The sequence below is a fragment of the Agrobacterium sp. RC10-4-1 genome (genome assembly GCF_014138475.1).
GTDB lineage: Bacteria > Pseudomonadota > Alphaproteobacteria > Rhizobiales > Rhizobiaceae > Agrobacterium > Agrobacterium pusense.
Window position 1 is genome coordinate 80,286 of record NZ_JACJIT010000002.1, and the last position, 15,085, is coordinate 95,370.

The window sequence follows — 15,085 nt, forward strand, 5'->3', positions numbered from 1 at the left end:
CTGTGGCCCTGTTCCATGTTAGGCGACGGGACAGCAAAAATCCTGCACAATCATCATGTCATTCGTAAAACAGGCAGATGCGCCGGTCGTCTATCTCACTGACGCTGATCGGCATGTCATAGATTTCCTTGAGAATATCGGGACGGATGATCTCTTCCGCAGGACCCTGATGACAGATGCGGCCCTCGCGCATGGCGATGATGGTGTCGGAATACCAGGAGGCGAAGTTGATGTCGTGCAGAACCAGAACCACGGTCTTCTTCAGCTCGTCGGCCGCCTTGCGCATGATTTTCATCATGCTGGAGGCGTGTTTCATGTCGAGGTTGTTGAGCGGCTCGTCAAGCAGCACATAATCCGTATCCTGGCAAAGCACCATGGCCACGAAGGCGCGCTGGCGTTGACCGCCGGACAGTTCGTCCAGAAACCGGTCGGCCAGATTTTCAAGGTGAAGATATTCAAGCGCCCGGTCGATATGGGCCTTGTCCTCGATGGTGGGGCGGCCCTTGGAGTAGGGGTAGCGGCCGAAGCCGACAAGGTCGCGCACGGTCAGGCGCGAGGAGATGTGGTTGTCCTGCCGCAGGATGGAGAGCCGCTTCGCCAGCGTATCGGAGGGGGTTTTCGTGACATCCAGCCCGTCGACCGTGACGGTTCCCGTATCCATGGACATCAGCCTTGCGACGATGGACAGGAGCGTGGATTTACCCGCGCCGTTTGGCCCGATGATGGAGGTGACGCCGCCTGCCGGGATGGAAACCGAGACGCCGTCGATGACGACGCTATCACCATAGGATTTGCTGATCTGACTGGCGATGATCATCGCGCACCTCGTTTCAGAATGAGACCGATAAAGACGATGCCGCCCAGAAATTCGATGATGATGGAGAGCGCCGTATCGAAGGCGAAAACCCGCTCCAGCACAACCTGACCGCCGACGAGACAGATCACGGCGATGAGGATCGCCGCAGGCAGCACATAGGCATGCTTGCCGTTGCCGGTGAGATAATGGGCGAGGGCCGCGACCAGCAGGCCGAAGAACATGACCGGGCCGACGAGCGCAGTGGAGACGGCGACAAGTACGGAGACCAGCACGAGGATGATGGTCACGGTGTACTTGTATTCGACCCCGAGGCTGATGGCCGTCGCGCGGCCGAGCGAGAGCACGTCGAGCGTGTGCATCAGGCGCAGCCCGATAATGGTCACCACGCCGATGATGATGGCGGAAACAGTGAGCAGCGTCGGATCGATGGAATTGAAACTGGCGAAAAGCACATCCTGCAGCACCGTGTATTCGTTCGGATCGAGGACCCGCTGCATGAAGCCCGAGAGGCTGCGGAAAAACACGCCGAAGACGATACCGACCAGGACGAGAAGATGCAGGCTGCGTTCCGCTCCGACAAAAAGCCAGCGATAGAGCAGGGCGGAAAAGGCGACGAGCAGCCCGGTTTCCACCAGAAATTTCAGTTGAGGATCGATCATCACGACTGTTGCCGAACCGAAGACGAAAATCAGCCCGGTCTGCATCAGCACGTAGAGTGAATCGAAACCCATGACCGAAGGGGTGAGGATACGGTTGTTGGTGACCGTCTGGAACAGCACGGTGGAAACGGCGATGGCGTAGGCCACCAGCAAAAGCGACAGGAGCTTGATGCCGCGAAACGGCAGCACGAAACTCCAGCTTCCCCTGGCGCCGAGCGTCATGAAGGCGGTCATGGAAATGAGCGCCAGTGCGGCGAGCACAAGCAGAACGATTTTTGCGCGCCTGTCAGGGTTTCTCTCACGCATGGTTGCGTTTCCGCAGCAGGAGATAGAGGAACAGCGCGCTGCCGATGACGCCGACCACGGTTCCGATGGGTATTTCGTAAGGCGCGCGCACGGTCCGGCCGATGATGTCGCAGGAGAGCACAAAGACCGCGCCAAGCGTCGCCACCCATGGCACCGAGCGGCGCATATTGTCGCCGATCATCAGGCTCACGACATTCGGCACGATGAGGCCCAGGAAGGGGATCATGCCCACCGTCACCACCACGACAGCGCTGACCAGCGAAACGATGGTGAGGCCGAGCGCCATTACCCGGCGATAGTTGAGACCGAGATTGGTGGTGAAGTCCCGGCCCATGCCCGCCACGGTGAAGCGGTCGGCGGCGAGATAGGCGGCGATGGCGAAGAGAAAACCGATCCACAGCAACTCATAACGGCCGCGCAGTACGCCGGAAAAATCCCCCGTCATCCATGCCCCGAGCGATTGCAGCAGATCGAAGCGATAGGCGAAGAAGGTGGTGACGGCGGAAATGACGCCGCCAAGCATGATGCCGATCAGCGGCACCAGCAGCACGTCGCGCAGCGGCACCTGCCGCAGGATGCGCAGGAACAGCGCAGTGCCGGCGAGAGCAAAAGCTGCTGCCACCAGCATCTTGCCGAAGATCGGTGTATCCGGTGCCAAAAGGGTGACGGCGAGCAGGCCGAGGCCGGCGGATTCCGTCGTGCCTGCCGTGGAAGGTTCCACGAAGCGGTTTCGCACCAGCATCTGCATGATGAGGCCGGCAATCGCCATCGAGCTTCCCGCAAGGATCAGCGCGAGCGTGCGCGGAATACGGCTGACGAGCAGCACCCGCAGCGCGTCTGCACTCGTGTCGGGTGCGAAAAGCGTTGCGAGCGAAACGTTGCTCACGCCGACGAACAGGCTGGTGATGGCGAGCACCAGGGCTAGCAACAGGACAAGGATGAGAGACAGGGATTTCACGTTGGCAGTTTTTCGTAAATGGTAAAAGCCCCCCGTAACCTGGCAGGCTGCCGAAACAGGTGTCCGACCTCTCCTTGGTTATCTTCGGGCTTGACCCGAGGATCCACAACCTGACGCGCGATGGATCCTCGGGTCAAGCCCGAGGATGACGTCGAGTATGGAGCAGCCTTCAGAAGCGCATGCCTAGAGGCTTTTACGATTTCTTGTCGGAGACAGCCTTGTAGACCTGATCTAGCAGGGTGGTGAGCGCCGTATAACCGCTGCTGACGATATAGGCCGCCTGGGGGTCGAGGTAAACGATCTGCTTTTTTTTCCAGGCGTTGGTCTGGTGGACCAGCTCGTTGTCCAGCACCTGGGCTGCCGCCTTGCCGGGATCGGTGGCGCGGCCGATGCCGGCATCGCGGTCGATCACGAACAGCCATTCGGGGTTGACCTCGGCCAGATATTCGAAGGAGACGACGTCGCCGCGGTCGAAGCGGTCGTCGATGTCGGCTGCGACCGGCTTGAAGCCGATTTCGGTGTGCAGCCAGCCGGTGCGCGAGCCTGGGCCATAAACGCCGACCTTGCCGGCATTGGTGACGAGGATCATCGCCGTTCCGGAATTGGGGGCGATCTCTTTCAGCTTCGCCACCTTTTCATCGATGGCGGCATCGAGCTTCTTGGCTTCTTCCTGCTTGCCGAAGATATCGCCAAGCTTGGCGATGTTGGCTTTCACGCTGCCGATGAATTCCTTGGAATCCACCGACATGTCGATGGCCGGTGTGATCTTGGCAACATCCGGATATTTTGCCCGCGAACGGCCGCCAACGATGACGAGATCGGCCTCTGCCGCATTGATCGCCTCGTAATCGGGCTCAAACAGCGTGCCGACCTTCAGATATTTCCCGTCGGCATATTTCTGCAGATAGGTCGGCAGGTTGGAGCCGACGACGCCCGTCGGCTCGACGCCGAGTGCATCGAGATTGTCGAGCGAGGGAACATCAAGAACCAGAACCTTTTTCGGCGCGGCTTTCAGCACGGTCTCGCCCTGGGCGTGCTTGATCGTCATTTCCTCAGCGCTTGCGGTCATCGCGCCAAGGCTGAAGGCCGCTGCCGCCAGCAGCCGAACGGGGAAGGTGAAGTTGATGGCCACGAATATGTCCCTTGCGAATGGTTCCGGACCGGCGGAAAGCTTTCCGTCCGGTTAACTTGATGTCCGTTATCAGCTTTATTGGCAAGGCGGGCGGAAATCAAAATTATGTTTTAGAATGGTTCTGAATTGCCGTGAGCGGGAAATGCGGGGGCAGATGAAACATCTGCTCGAACCTCTTCCCCGTCATGCTCGGGCTTGACCCGAGTATCCTACTGCGTTGGTGGTGATGGATTCTCGGATCAAGTCCGAGGTGACGTTGAGGGGAAGGAAAGGCCGGCGTCACTTTGGTCGGTGCCTTTTACCCGTCTGTTTTACCCATCACGACCAACGTGACAGCCGCTGTCAATCCGGTGGCCAGTCGCCGACGATTTCGCGCCTCTCCAGTTTCAACGATCGGTCCGGCTGCACCCGGTAAGTCTCGATCGCCAGCCTTCCGTCGCCCATCACGAATTCGTTGCTGAGCGTACTGCCGACGGGGGACTTTGTCAGTTTGGTACGGGGCTGCCCGCCATAGGTGATACTGCCGGGAATGGGTTCCACATCGGGGGCGGCGGTAGTGCAACCGGTTAAAGCAAGGATGGTCAGGATTGCAAGGCTGCGCATGACAGGGTTCCTCAGAGGGTTTCATAAAATCTATGCCGCCCCCAACCTCGCCGCAATCCATAACGTTCCACAAAAAAAGCCCCGTATCCGGAGATACGGGGCCAGTTGCCTTGGGAGGTTCTTTGGTTCTCAATCCTCGTTGGCGGCAAGCTGCGTCAGCACCTCGCCACGGCCGCGGATACGCATGATGAGCGGAATGATGAAGGCGGCTGCCGCGACGATGAACAGGCCAACGGCAATCGGCGAGGTGAACAGCACGGTCGGGTCGCCCTGGCCGATGGCCAGTGCGCGGCGAAGCTGCTGTTCGGCGAGCGGGCCAAGGATGAGGCCGACAACCGCAGGCGCGATCGGATACCCGAAGATGCGCATGATGTAGCCGAGGATGCCGAAGGCGAGCAGCATGCCGAGTTCGAACACCGACGGGTTGGCGCCGATGGTGCCGAGCGTTGCGAACAGCAGGATGCCGGCGTAAAGCCAGGGCTTCGGAATGGTCAGCAGCTTCACCCAGAGACCGACGAGCGGCAGGTTGAGCACCAAGAGCATCAGGTTGGCGATGAAGAGGCTGGCGATCAGGCCCCAGACCAGCTGCGGATTGGTGGCAAACAGCAGGGGGCCGGGCTGCAGGCCGAACTGCTGGAAACCGGCGAGCATGATGGCCGCTGTTGCCGTCGTCGGCAGGCCGAGCGTCAGGAGCGGCACCAGCGTACCGGCAGCCGAGGCGTTGTTCGCCGCTTCCGGACCCGCAACGCCTTCAATCGCGCCGTTGCCGAATTCTTCCGGATATTTGGTCAGCTTCTTTTCGGTGGCATAGGACAGGAACGTGCCGATTTCAGCGCCGCCGGCAGGCATCGCGCCAATCGGGAAGCCGATCAGGGTGCCGCGCAGCCAAGCCTTCCACGAACGCGCCCAGTCCTGCGCGCTCATCCAGACCGAACCCTTGACGGCTTCGACCTTGTCGTCGCCGCTCTGGCCCTGCGCCACGATGAACAGGGTCTCGCCGATGGCGAACATGGCGACCGCAAGCGTTGTGACTTCCACGCCGTCGAGCAGGTCGGGGATGCCGAAGCTCATGCGGGTTTGGCCCGTCAGCTGGTCGATGCCGACGATGGCCAGCGCAAAGCCGATGAACAGCGAGGTGAGACCACGCAGCGCCGAATCGCCGAAGGCGGAGGAAACGGTGACGAAAGCCAGCACCATCAGCGCGAAATATTCGCGTGGGCCGAAGACCAGCGCCAGCTTGACGATGTAGGGGGCGACGAAGGCAAGCGCGATGGTGGCGATGAGACCGGCCACGAAGGAGCCGATGGCGGCGGTGGCAAGAGCCGGTCCGCCTCTGCCCTTGCGGGCCATCTTGTTGCCTTCTAGCGCGGTCACGATCGAGGCGCTTTCGCCCGGCGTGTTGAGCAGGATGGAGGTGGTCGAACCGCCATACATGCCGCCATAATAGATGCCGGCGAACATGATGAGCGAACCGGCAGCATCGAGCCGGTAAGTGACGGGCAGTAGCAGCGCGACGGTCAAGGCGGGGCCGATGCCGGGCAGAACGCCGACGGCGGTGCCGAGCGTCACGCCGATCAGCGCGTAGAGCAGGTTCATGGGTTGGGCAGCAACCTCAAGACCGTGCAGCAGGAATTCAAAGGTACTCATGGACAGATGTCCCCCTGTCGAGCGGAAGGGCGGGCGGAACGGCTGGCTTTGGCGTCAGTGCGCGCCGGCGGTTCCTGTGATCTCGAATATGGTTGGAATGGCTGTCAGAAGAACAGCCGTTCCAGAGGTCCGGCGGGCAGCGAAAGCTGCAGCAGCTGGGCAAAAACGATCCAGATGGCAAAACTCAGCACAATGCCGACCGGTATCGAGAACCAGAGCTTGCGTTTGCCGAAAGCGCGTGCCGTGAAGGCGAACAGCAGACCGGTGGCAATGGAAAAGCCGGCAACTGTCAGCAGCAGCATCTGGGCGGCAAGGCCGGCAATGACCCACACGACCGGAGCGATTTCCTGCCTGTCGCGCTCGGGAAAATCACCGCGCCAGGCCTCGACGGCCGTCCAGATCGCCAGTCCGACAAGACAGAAGGCGATGGCGTAGGGTACTGTTGACGGGCCGACAGGGGAATAACCGGTGACGCTGGCAAGGCGGGCGCTATCCCAGAAGATGACGCTGGCAACGGCGACGAGGGCGACGGCGATGACCAGCGCCGCCCGGTCGGGGCGACGCTTTTGATCATGCGAAGGGTTGGAACCCTGGCTCATTTTACCAGTCCGATGTCTTTGAGGATGGTTTCGGTGGCGGCGGTGTCCTTGGCAAGCTGTTCCTTGAAGGCGTCACCGGCGAGATAGGTATCCATCCAGCCCTTTGTCTTCAGGGTTTCCTGCCACTTGGCGGATTTCACCAGCTTCTCGACGTCGGCATTGATGGCCTTTTCCTGATCGGCGGAAATGCCGGGAGCGGCCGCAACCATGCGCCAGTTCTGAACCACGACATCGAGGCCGCTTTCCTTCAGCGTCGGTGCGTCGACGCCCTCAAGACGGTTTTCGCTGGTGACCGCGAGAAGGCGCAGCGTGCCGGCCTTCACCTGGCCTTCGAATTCGCCATAGCCGGAAACGCCAGCGGTGACCTGCGAACCGAGGATCGAGGCAAGTGCTTCGCCGCCGCCGGAATAGGCGATGTAGTTGATCTTGGTCGGATCGACGCCGGCCGCCTTGGCAATCAGGCCAACGGCGATATGGTCGGTGCCGCCGGCAGAGCCGCCGCCCCAGGAAACGCTGCCCGGGTCTTTCTTCAGCTGGTCGATGAGATCGCCGATGGTCTTCAGCGGCGAGGATGCCGGAACGACGATCGCTTCATATTCGCCGGTCAGGCGGGCGATCGGGGTCACTTCCTTCAGCGTCACGGGCGCATTGTTGGTGAGGATCGCGCCGACCATGACATAACCGCCGACGATGAGGGCGTGCGGGTTACCCTTCTGCTGGCTGGCGAATTGCGCAAGACCGATGGTGCCGCCGGCGCCCGGTACGTTCTGCACCTGAACGCTCTTGGAAATGCCTTCTTCCTGCAGCACGCTCTGCAGCGAGCGCGCGGTCTGGTCCCAGCCGCCACCGGGATTGGCCGGTGCGATGACGGTGTAATCTGCCGCAGCCGCCGGAAGCGCGATCATGCCCGCCAGAAATGTGCCGATAAGAAAATGTTTCACGTAGAAAACCCTCCTCAGGATGCCCTTTTGGGCGTCGTTTTTCGTTTATGCGGAAGGGGCTTCAGGGCGCATCTGTGCCGACGCTGAGTACTCAACGCTGGGCCTTGGCAATCCTCAAGATTTCCTCCCGCATCTTCTTCCGCCTCCACGGAATGAAGAAGGATTGCAGAGCATCACAAAAAGCTGTCATCTAACTGACGCAACGCAAGTCCTTGCGCATTTACTCTCTATTAATTTGTGCCGGACGTCCACTGTGGCGTGTGGACGGCTTTATTTTGCGCCTTTGAAGCCTGCTTCACCCTCATTTCTGTGACAGGCACAGGACTGAGGGATGGTGGGGGCGCTCAAACCTACTGCGACCGCAGCGCCTCGTTCCAACGCTCGATGAGGCGGGTGCGCTTGACCTGATCCAGATAGACCATCAGGCCGGGGCTGACCGGGACCGGCCGCAATTGCGCACCGTGGATGGCCTGCATGGTGTTCGCCGTGTTTTCGCCCGCCACTTCCGGGCTGACGGCGGGGATTTGCAATTGCCGGGCCATGATCGTCTGACCTTCCTTGGACATGAAGAATTCGAGGTAGCGGCGGCCGAGTTCAGGATTGGCTGCGGCTTCCGGAACCAGCCCGATGCGCGACATCACGACGGTATAATCCTTCGGCAGAACGATGCCGACATCCGGGTGGCGTGAGGCCCAGTCTGCCGCGTAGGAGCCGAGAATATTGTAACCCATCACGAAGCGGCCGTCGGAGACGCGCTCCAGAATGGCCGAGGAGGTGGAATAAACCTTCACACCCGCGGCACCCATGGCCTTGATGACGCTCCATATATCGCCGAACTGTTCCTGATCGCGTGACATGAACAGGAAGCCGACGCCGGAGCGTTCGATGTCATAGGTCGCGATACGGCCATGCACCTCTTTGGCGTGGCGTTCGAGATAATCGACAAATTCGGCGCGGGTGGCGGGCGGCTTTTCGGTGGTGAAGCTTGGCTTGTGATAGACAAAAACCGCCGGCTCGAAGGTCAGCGCATAGGCGGTGTTGCGCCAGTTCGCCCAGGCGGGCCAGCGGGCGCTCATGGCGAGATCCGACCGCTGGGCATAACCGTCATTGCTCAGCTTCACCTGCAGGTCCATGGCCGAGGAAAAGGCGAAATCGGCGGTCTTCTTGCCAGCATCGGTTTCCTTGACGATACGGTCGTAGATTTCGCCGGTCAGCATATCCTCATAATGGACGGCAATATCGGGATTGGCCTTCTGGAAACCCTCGATCATCGGGGTCGCCAGCGGTTCGTCGAGCGAGGAATAGACCACCAGTGTCTGCGCATCCGCCTTGCCGGAGGGAGCCGGAAAAACGACGGCCTGGGCAAGCGCAGGCGAGGCCATGCAGAGACAGAGACAGAGAAGAAGGCAGATACGCATGGAAAAGATCATGCCGCAGGCGCTGGCCATTCACAAGCGGTAAGGGTCTGGTTAAACTCGGCAATGTTGCAGGAGGAAGATTTGCGTATTTTGCTGGTCGAGGACAATCAGGTGCTGTCGGAAGGGCTTTCGGCGCTTCTGCGGGGCAGCGGTTATGCGGTGGATGTGGTTTCTGATGGCGCCTCCGCCGATGCGGCAATTACGGCGGAAAGTTTCGATCTGGTCATTCTCGATCTCAACCTGCCGGAAATGGATGGCATCGAGGTGCTGCGCTCCATGCGATCGCGTCAGGACAAGGCGGCGGTGCTGATCCTGACGGCGCGCGGCACGCCGGAAGAAAAGGTCAAGGGGCTCGATCTCGGTGCCGACGATTACATGATCAAGCCCTTCGATATCACCGAGTTCGAGGCGAGGGTGCGGGTGCTTCTGCGCCGTAATGCCGGGCTGCGCTCTTCGGCGCTGAGTTTCGGCAAGGTGCTGTTCGATCTTAATTCCCGCACCTTTTCGGCGGACGGTCGCCCGCTCGATATTCCGGCGCGCGAAGTGGCGCTGCTGGAGGTGCTGTTCATGCGGGCGGGCAAGGTTGTCGCCAAAGAGGCGATCGTGCAGTCACTGACAGGTTTCGACGACGATATTTCCGCAAATGCCATCGAGCAATATGTCAGCCGCCTGCGCAAGCGGCTCGCGCCGCACGGGCTGACGGTGAAGACGGCGCGCGGCATCGGTTATTATCTCGAAAAGCTGCCGGAGATGGCTGAATGATACAGGCCGCCTATTCGCTCAGGCGGCGACTTCTAGGCTGGCTCCTCATCTCCACCGCCATCATCGGCTGCGTTGCGCTGACCGATACCTGGCGCGAGGCGGTCAACACCGCCAATGTGGTTTCAGACCGGGTGCTTTCCGGTTCCGCGCTCGCCATTGCCGAGCGGGTGGTGGTGGCCGAGGACGGTTCGCTGGAAGTGGACATTCCCTATGTGGCGCTGGAAATGCTGACATCGGCTGCCCAGGACCGGGTGTTTTACCGTGTCGACGGGCCGAACGGGCAATTCCTCACCGGCTATCAGAACCTGCCGACGGTCGCGAACCCGAAGGGTGATACGCCCGCCTATCGTGATGCCGTGTTTCGCGATGAACCGATCCGCATCGCTGCCATCAGGCGTTTCGCTTCCACTGGCATTAATTCCGTGCCCTTTTCCGTCACGGTTGCCGAAACCACCATTGCCCGCAGCCAGCTGGCGCAGGCCATCATCCTGCGCTCGGCGCTGCGCCTGCTTTTGATGATCGTCGGGGCGGCGATCATCGTCTGGATCGCGGTGACGATTTCGCTGCGCCCGCTTTACCGGCTCAGTGAAGCCATTGCCGAGCGCAGCCCGAACGATCTGCACCCCATCCGCCAATCCGTGCCTGTCGAGGTGGAAAATCTGGTGGAGACGGTCAACTCCTTCATGGTGCGGCTGCAATCGGCGCTGGATGCGCTCAGGCATTTCACCGGCAATGCCAGCCACCAGCTGCGCACACCGCTTGCCATCATCAGCACCCAGCTGGCTCTTTCCGCCCGCGCCGCCAGCCTTGAGGAAGCGCAGGCGGCGGCGCTGAAGGGTGGGGCATCGGTCGCCCATGCCGAGCATATCCTTGCCCAACTTCTGCGCATGGCCAATATCGATGCTGCCGGCTCCAGCGAGAAACATGATTTTTCCGCGATAGACCTCGTGGCTGTGGCGCAGAACGTGACGGCCGATTTCGTGCCGCGGGCCGCTGAGGCGGGTATCGATCTCGGTTTCGAAGGCGAGGTCGAGGCGACCATTCTCGCCGAACCGCTCTTGATCGGCGAGTTGATCGGCAACCTCGTTTCCAACGCCATCAATTATGCCGGTCGCGGCGCGGAAGTCACCGTGCGCGTGGGCAGGGAGACGGGCGTCGTCTGGCTGGAAGTGGAAGATAACGGCCCAGGCATCCCGCCTGAAAAACGCGCCATGGTGCGCCAGCGCTTCGCCCGCGGCGAAGAAAACGCGGCCCCCGGCGCCGGCCTCGGCCTTGCGATCATCGAGGAGATCGCCGGGCTGTTCGGCGGGCGGCTGATGCTGGAGGATGGTGCGGGTGGGTGTGGGCTGAGAGCGCGGGTGGTGTTTGATGGAGCGGAGAACGCATCGTAGACTGCGGGTTGTCAGGCGGCTGTATCCGCAGGTGATTTCGCCACCAGGGAAAGTTTGTAGCCCAATGCATCGGCGACCTTGGCGATCGTTGCCAGTTCGGGGTTTCCCTCGCCGCTGAGCGCCTTGTACAACGTCTGACGGGGAAGGCCGGTCTGTCTCGAAAGATCGGTTATGCCTTTGGCTCGCGCCACGACGCCGAGAGCGTGGGCAAGCTCCTGTGCGTCGCCGTTCTCAGTGGCGTCTGCTATGTAGGCGGCAAGTGCTTCGTCACTATCAAGATAGCGGGCAGCATCGTAATCGCGTGTCACAAGTGGCATGGTCTCATTCCTTGAGTGCTCGGGCCAATTTCTTGGCTTTGGCAATATCGCGGGACTGTGATGCCTTGTCGCCACCGCACAGCAATATGATCACGACATCGCCGTTCCGGAAGAAATAGACCCGATATCCGGGTCCAAAATCGATCCTGAGCTCACTGACGCCTTCGCCGACCGGCTTTACGTCTCCTGGATTGCCGTCTGCCAGCCTGTAAATGCGCCGTGCGATGCGGGCACGCGCCTGCAGATCGCGCAGACCGGCAAGCCAATCGGCAAACTCGCTTGTTTCCCGGATCGTGAGCATGGCCGAATGTAAACCCTGGTTGTCATTCCGTCAATGACGGTTAACTCACCCCATCCGCTCGGAAGCATAGCTTCCCGGGCTTGGCGGGAAGACCACGGTGCGGTTGCCGTTGATGAATGTGCGGTGGTGGATGTGGGCGTGGATGGCGCGGGCAAGCACCTGGCTTTCCACGTCGCGACCAAGCGAAACGTAGTCATCGGCTGATTGCGCGTGGGTGATCCGCACCGTGTCCTGCTCGATGATCGGGCCTTCGTCGAGATCGGCTGTTACATAATGCGCTGTCGCGCCGATCAGCTTCACGCCGCGCTCATAGGCCTGCTTGTAGGGGTTCGCGCCCTTGAAGCTCGGCAGGAAGGAGTGGTGGATGTTGATGATCTTGCCTGACATCTTGCGGCAGAGGTCATCGGAGAGCACCTGCATGTAGCGGGCGAGCACGACGAGCTCCGTGCCTGTTGTCTCGACCAGCTCCATGAGCTGGGCTTCGGCCTTCGGCTTGTTCTCCTTCGTCACCTTGATGTGGTGGAAGGGGATGTCGTGGTTGACGACAACTTTCTGATAATCGAAATGGTTGGACACGACACCGACGATGTCGATCGGCAGCGCGCCGATCTTCCAGCGATAGAGCAGGTCGTTGAGGCAATGGCCGAAACGCGACACCATCAGCAGCGTCTTCATGCGCTGGCCGTCCGGGTAGATATCCGCTTCCATGCCGAATTTTTCCGCCACCGGCCGGAACCCGTCGGTAATGGCTTCAAGGGAGGCGCCCTCTTCCGAGATGAAGGAGACGCGCATGAAGAACTTGCCGGTCTCGAGGTCGTCGAACTGCGAACTGTCGACGATATTGCAGCCTTTCTCCGCCAGATAACCGGAAATCGCGGCGACGATGCCGCGGGTCGATTTGCAGGCTACGGTCAGAACATAGGATGTCATTCGTTTTCCCTCAGAGACGTCGCGCCGGTATCAGCCGACGCAGTTCGGCGCGTTCCATAGCGCAGCTCCGCGGTGGAGCAAAGCGTCAAGACGAACGCAGTCAAAGTCATAGGGCGGGAAAGGGAAGCGCGCCGTGCCGGAAGCGACATGGAATGTTCCATGGCCAGCACGGCGACGCGGGGTGTTTTGCCGGGGCGGTCGCCAACCTCAGGCGCGGCGCAGGCGCATTGCCGTGCGGCCGCGGCCGTCGAGCAGTTCCAGCGCGCCGCGGCGCGGCTCCAGCCTGAAGGAGCGGGCGCCTTCCAGCGCTTCGATGAACTGCCGCTCCTGGCGCATGATGTCTGGCGCGCAGGCCATCTGGGTGGAAATCATCCGGCCGAAATCGACACGGTTACGGTTGATCTTCACTTCACCGCCAATGCCGTTACAGCCGGCATTTCCGGAAACGCGGCCTTCGCGGGAGATTTCCAGCGTCGCCTGCCGGCGGCCGCGAACCCTCTCGCCGCGGATTTCCTCGACCAGCCAGCTCCCTTCGATACCGGCTTCCGGCTCCGGGCGGCCCGGACCGGCGCCGACGCGCTCCAGCACGAGATCGGTTTCGTCGCGGCCACCGGTCAGGACGGAATAGCGCCGGGTGGTGGTAAAGAGCAGCCGGTCGCGGTCGCGGATTTCGGCGCTCAGCGCATAGGAGCGGCGGCCACGGATGTCGCGGTCGTCATAACGCAGCACGAAGGGCACCGGCACCTGGCCGCGCGGGCGAATGGTGGTTTCGGCAATCGTCTGTGACGGCGCGTCCGCCAGCGACACATCGATCAGGCGCACGGTAACGGTTGCGCCCGGCGGCAGGGCGATGCGTTCGCGATAGGAGACGCTGCCGCGCAGGCTCGCCGGTGCCGCCGCCGCCCCGCCTGCCGCAAAGAGCGGGGCAAGCGCGAGAAGACCGGCGAAACTGCGGCGCGAAAGAAGGGGCTGGTGGTCGGTCATGGTGCTTGCTCCGTGCTGGTTCCGGTGGAATTGAACCGGATGATAAAAAACGGCACTGAACGTGCGATGAACCGGATTTTCAAATCCGGTCAGGTGGACATTTGGTGTGGATGGCAAGGGACCAACGGGAGGATCTATGCCATTTGAATCCCCTCCGCCCTCATTCCTGTGCTTGTCACAGGACACCAGTCGACACGCGTCTGCGTGGCGGGAAGATTCTTTTCAGCCGAAGGACCTGGGCTGGTTGGATTCCTGTGACGAGCACAGGAATGAGGGTGGTGGGAGGCCGCATCGTCCAAGGGAGCAACTCCTTGCCGGCGGCCTCCGCTCAGCTCTCAGCCGCGGAAACCGTTCCGCAGCGCTTCGAACTTCGCCAGTTGTTCGGCCAGCAACTCCTTGTTCTCATCGCGGCGGACGAACACCTTGAACATGGCGCCGCCGGCGGCATTCATGAACCAGACGGAACAGGAGCGGCGTCCGTGAAAGCCGCGGTCGACGAAGGTGATGCCGGCGCAATTGTCCTTCTTGATGTGACCGCCGATGGGACTGTCGCCGTGGATATTGAACCAGCCGTGACTCTCCGTGCCTTCAGGCAGATGGCCCGGCACTTCCAGCACGATATCGCCTGTCTGCACGATCATCAGGACTTCGCCCCAGCCGCGCATCTCGCTCCAGATGGTGTCGAAGCGGTCGGCGGCAGCGGAAACGGCGGCACCTTCGGGCAGGATCGCCAGAATTTCAGCCGGTGTCACCTCGGCCTTGGCGGCGATGGCCTCCACGATGCCATCAGGTTTTTCAGCGAGCGCGGCGGCGGCGCGTGCCCGCCTGTCGTCGTCCGTCTTTTGGACTGCAATGCTCATCGGGTAGCCTCAGGCGGCAATCGAACGGCGCTCGCCATTCTTGTCTTCGTGGATGATGACGTCGAAGCCTTCGAAATGCGGCCCGGAGAGATATTCCACCTTGCCGCGGTTCTCGCCGGCCTTGGCATGGGCGGCGCGGAACTGTTCGGATTTCGTCCAGGCAAGGAAATCGTCCTTGGTGGCCCAGACGGTGTGCGAGGCATAAAGCGTGTGATCGTCCGCCTTCGGGCCCTTCAGCATGTGAAATTCGATATAGCCCGGCAATTCGCTCAGATGCGATTTGCGCTCGCGCCAGATGGATTCGAACGTGTCTTCGTAACCCGGCACGACGCGAAAGCGGTTCATTGCGATAAACATGAAAGTCTCCCTTTAAGTTTCCTGTTTCAGTCAGGATATCGTCCGCGGACGGGGTTGGGAAGGGGTTCACGCCAAAGCGAACAAAAATACTCCACTTATCGAT

The 15,085-nt window shown here is 61.1% G+C and carries 17 protein-coding genes; 2 read left to right on the forward strand and 15 right to left on the reverse strand.

Annotated features, from left to right (window positions below; translation table 11 throughout):
• Window positions 1-58 precede the first annotated feature (58 nt).
• The 9 genes from FHW77_RS04720 to FHW77_RS04760 all read right to left on the reverse strand — a co-directional run bounded on the left by FHW77_RS04720 (window position 59) and on the right by FHW77_RS04760 (window position 9,080).
• On the reverse strand, window positions 59-817 hold the full coding sequence (locus FHW77_RS04720) for an iron ABC transporter ATP-binding protein (protein ID WP_004443460.1): 759 nt from the start codon (window positions 815-817) through the stop codon (window positions 59-61).
• The gene (locus FHW77_RS04725; RefSeq protein ID WP_004443457.1) at window positions 814-1,782 is read right to left on the reverse strand and encodes an iron chelate uptake ABC transporter family permease subunit; all 969 of its coding nucleotides are present in this window, start codon (window positions 1,780-1,782) and stop codon (window positions 814-816) included. Before FHW77_RS04725 ends, FHW77_RS04720 begins: the two co-directional genes overlap by 4 nt.
• Entirely contained in the window at window positions 1,775-2,740 is a 966-nt protein-coding gene (locus FHW77_RS04730) for an ABC transporter permease (protein WP_004443456.1), read from the reverse strand. The genes FHW77_RS04725 and FHW77_RS04730 overlap by 8 nt, the downstream gene beginning before the upstream one ends.
• Window positions 2,741-2,933: 193 nt before the next feature.
• Window positions 2,934-3,872: a siderophore ABC transporter substrate-binding protein gene (locus tag FHW77_RS04735; protein WP_004443455.1), complete on the reverse strand. Its 939-nt coding sequence runs from the start codon at window positions 3,870-3,872 to the stop codon at window positions 2,934-2,936.
• 342 nt (window positions 3,873-4,214) lie between these two features.
• The gene (locus tag FHW77_RS04740) at window positions 4,215-4,475 is read right to left on the reverse strand and encodes a hypothetical protein (RefSeq protein ID WP_004443453.1); all 261 of its coding nucleotides are present in this window, start codon (window positions 4,473-4,475) and stop codon (window positions 4,215-4,217) included.
• A 129-nt stretch (window positions 4,476-4,604) separates the two neighbouring features.
• Entirely contained in the window at window positions 4,605-6,122 is a 1,518-nt protein-coding gene (locus tag FHW77_RS04745; protein WP_004443452.1) for a tripartite tricarboxylate transporter permease, read from the reverse strand.
• Window positions 6,123-6,226: 104 nt separating this feature from the next.
• Window positions 6,227-6,721, reverse strand: a complete 495-nt coding sequence (locus FHW77_RS04750; RefSeq protein ID WP_004443450.1) for a tripartite tricarboxylate transporter TctB family protein — start codon at window positions 6,719-6,721, stop codon at window positions 6,227-6,229.
• The gene (locus FHW77_RS04755) at window positions 6,718-7,626 is read right to left on the reverse strand and encodes a Bug family tripartite tricarboxylate transporter substrate binding protein (RefSeq protein ID WP_153776944.1); all 909 of its coding nucleotides are present in this window, start codon (window positions 7,624-7,626) and stop codon (window positions 6,718-6,720) included. The genes FHW77_RS04750 and FHW77_RS04755 overlap by 4 nt, the downstream gene beginning before the upstream one ends.
• Window positions 7,627-8,012: 386 nt before the next feature.
• Entirely contained in the window at window positions 8,013-9,080 is a 1,068-nt protein-coding gene (locus FHW77_RS04760; protein ID WP_006700422.1) for an ABC transporter substrate-binding protein, read from the reverse strand.
• Window positions 9,081-9,161: 81 nt separating this feature from the next.
• On the opposite strand from FHW77_RS04760, the gene FHW77_RS04765 reads away from it, so the two are divergent.
• Window positions 9,162-9,842 carry a response regulator gene (locus FHW77_RS04765; RefSeq protein ID WP_004443444.1) on the forward strand — a complete coding sequence of 227 codons (681 nt, stop codon included), beginning with the start codon at window positions 9,162-9,164 and terminating at the stop codon, window positions 9,840-9,842.
• Window positions 9,839-11,233, forward strand: coding sequence for a sensor histidine kinase (locus FHW77_RS04770; protein ID WP_004443442.1), 1,395 nt, complete (start codon window positions 9,839-9,841; stop codon window positions 11,231-11,233). Before FHW77_RS04765 ends, FHW77_RS04770 begins: the two co-directional genes overlap by 4 nt.
• An 11-nt stretch (window positions 11,234-11,244) precedes the next feature.
• Here FHW77_RS04770 and FHW77_RS04775 read toward each other — a convergent pair whose 3' ends face one another.
• From FHW77_RS04775 to hmuQ, 6 genes are all read right to left on the reverse strand, one after another.
• Window positions 11,245-11,550, reverse strand: coding sequence for an addiction module antidote protein (locus FHW77_RS04775; RefSeq protein ID WP_004443440.1), 306 nt, complete (start codon window positions 11,548-11,550; stop codon window positions 11,245-11,247).
• Between the two features lie 4 nt (window positions 11,551-11,554).
• The gene (locus FHW77_RS04780) at window positions 11,555-11,851 is read right to left on the reverse strand and encodes a type II toxin-antitoxin system RelE/ParE family toxin (protein WP_004443439.1); all 297 of its coding nucleotides are present in this window, start codon (window positions 11,849-11,851) and stop codon (window positions 11,555-11,557) included.
• A 45-nt stretch (window positions 11,852-11,896) separates the two neighbouring features.
• Window positions 11,897-12,781, reverse strand: a complete 885-nt coding sequence (purU, locus tag FHW77_RS04785) for a formyltetrahydrofolate deformylase (protein ID WP_006700424.1) — start codon at window positions 12,779-12,781, stop codon at window positions 11,897-11,899.
• A 207-nt stretch (window positions 12,782-12,988) separates the two neighbouring features.
• On the reverse strand, window positions 12,989-13,765 hold the full coding sequence (locus FHW77_RS04790; protein ID WP_004443433.1) for a YbaY family lipoprotein: 777 nt from the start codon (window positions 13,763-13,765) through the stop codon (window positions 12,989-12,991).
• A gap of 335 nt (window positions 13,766-14,100) precedes the next feature.
• Entirely contained in the window at window positions 14,101-14,625 is a 525-nt protein-coding gene (gene hutX, locus FHW77_RS04795) for a heme utilization cystosolic carrier protein HutX (protein ID WP_004443430.1), read from the reverse strand.
• Window positions 14,626-14,634: 9 nt separating this feature from the next.
• Complete coding sequence (hmuQ, locus tag FHW77_RS04800; RefSeq protein WP_004429958.1) at window positions 14,635-14,982, reverse strand: heme-degrading protein HmuQ; 348 nt, start codon at window positions 14,980-14,982, stop codon at window positions 14,635-14,637.
• Window positions 14,983-15,085: the final 103 nt, after the last annotated feature.

What these genes read in the sequence shown, in the direction of transcription:
- FHW77_RS04770 (WP_004443442.1), top strand. Translation starts at nt 9,839, where the DNA reads ATGATACAGGCCGCCTATTCGCTCAGGCGGCGACTTCTAGGCTGGCTC.
- FHW77_RS04725 (WP_004443457.1), bottom strand. Translation starts at nt 1,782, where the DNA reads ATGCGTGAGAGAAACCCTGACAGGCGCGCAAAAATCGTTCTGCTTGTG.
- FHW77_RS04775 (WP_004443440.1), bottom strand. Translation starts at nt 11,550, where the DNA reads ATGCCACTTGTGACACGCGATTACGATGCTGCCCGCTATCTTGATAGT.
- purU (WP_006700424.1), bottom strand. Translation starts at nt 12,781, where the DNA reads ATGACATCCTATGTTCTGACCGTAGCCTGCAAATCGACCCGCGGCATC.
- FHW77_RS04740 (WP_004443453.1), bottom strand. Translation starts at nt 4,475, where the DNA reads ATGCGCAGCCTTGCAATCCTGACCATCCTTGCTTTAACCGGTTGCACT.
- FHW77_RS04750 (WP_004443450.1), bottom strand. Translation starts at nt 6,721, where the DNA reads ATGAGCCAGGGTTCCAACCCTTCGCATGATCAAAAGCGTCGCCCCGAC.
- FHW77_RS04790 (WP_004443433.1), bottom strand. Translation starts at nt 13,765, where the DNA reads ATGACCGACCACCAGCCCCTTCTTTCGCGCCGCAGTTTCGCCGGTCTT.
- FHW77_RS04760 (WP_006700422.1), bottom strand. Translation starts at nt 9,080, where the DNA reads ATGCGTATCTGCCTTCTTCTCTGTCTCTGTCTCTGCATGGCCTCGCCT.
- hmuQ (WP_004429958.1), bottom strand. Translation starts at nt 14,982, where the DNA reads ATGTTTATCGCAATGAACCGCTTTCGCGTCGTGCCGGGTTACGAAGAC.
- FHW77_RS04755 (WP_153776944.1), bottom strand. Translation starts at nt 7,626, where the DNA reads ATGATCGCGCTTCCGGCGGCTGCGGCAGATTACACCGTCATCGCACCG.
- FHW77_RS04780 (WP_004443439.1), bottom strand. Translation starts at nt 11,851, where the DNA reads ATGCTCACGATCCGGGAAACAAGCGAGTTTGCCGATTGGCTTGCCGGT.
- hutX (WP_004443430.1), bottom strand. Translation starts at nt 14,625, where the DNA reads ATGAGCATTGCAGTCCAAAAGACGGACGACGACAGGCGGGCACGCGCC.
- FHW77_RS04745 (WP_004443452.1), bottom strand. Translation starts at nt 6,122, where the DNA reads ATGAGTACCTTTGAATTCCTGCTGCACGGTCTTGAGGTTGCTGCCCAA.
- FHW77_RS04720 (WP_004443460.1), bottom strand. Translation starts at nt 817, where the DNA reads ATGATCATCGCCAGTCAGATCAGCAAATCCTATGGTGATAGCGTCGTC.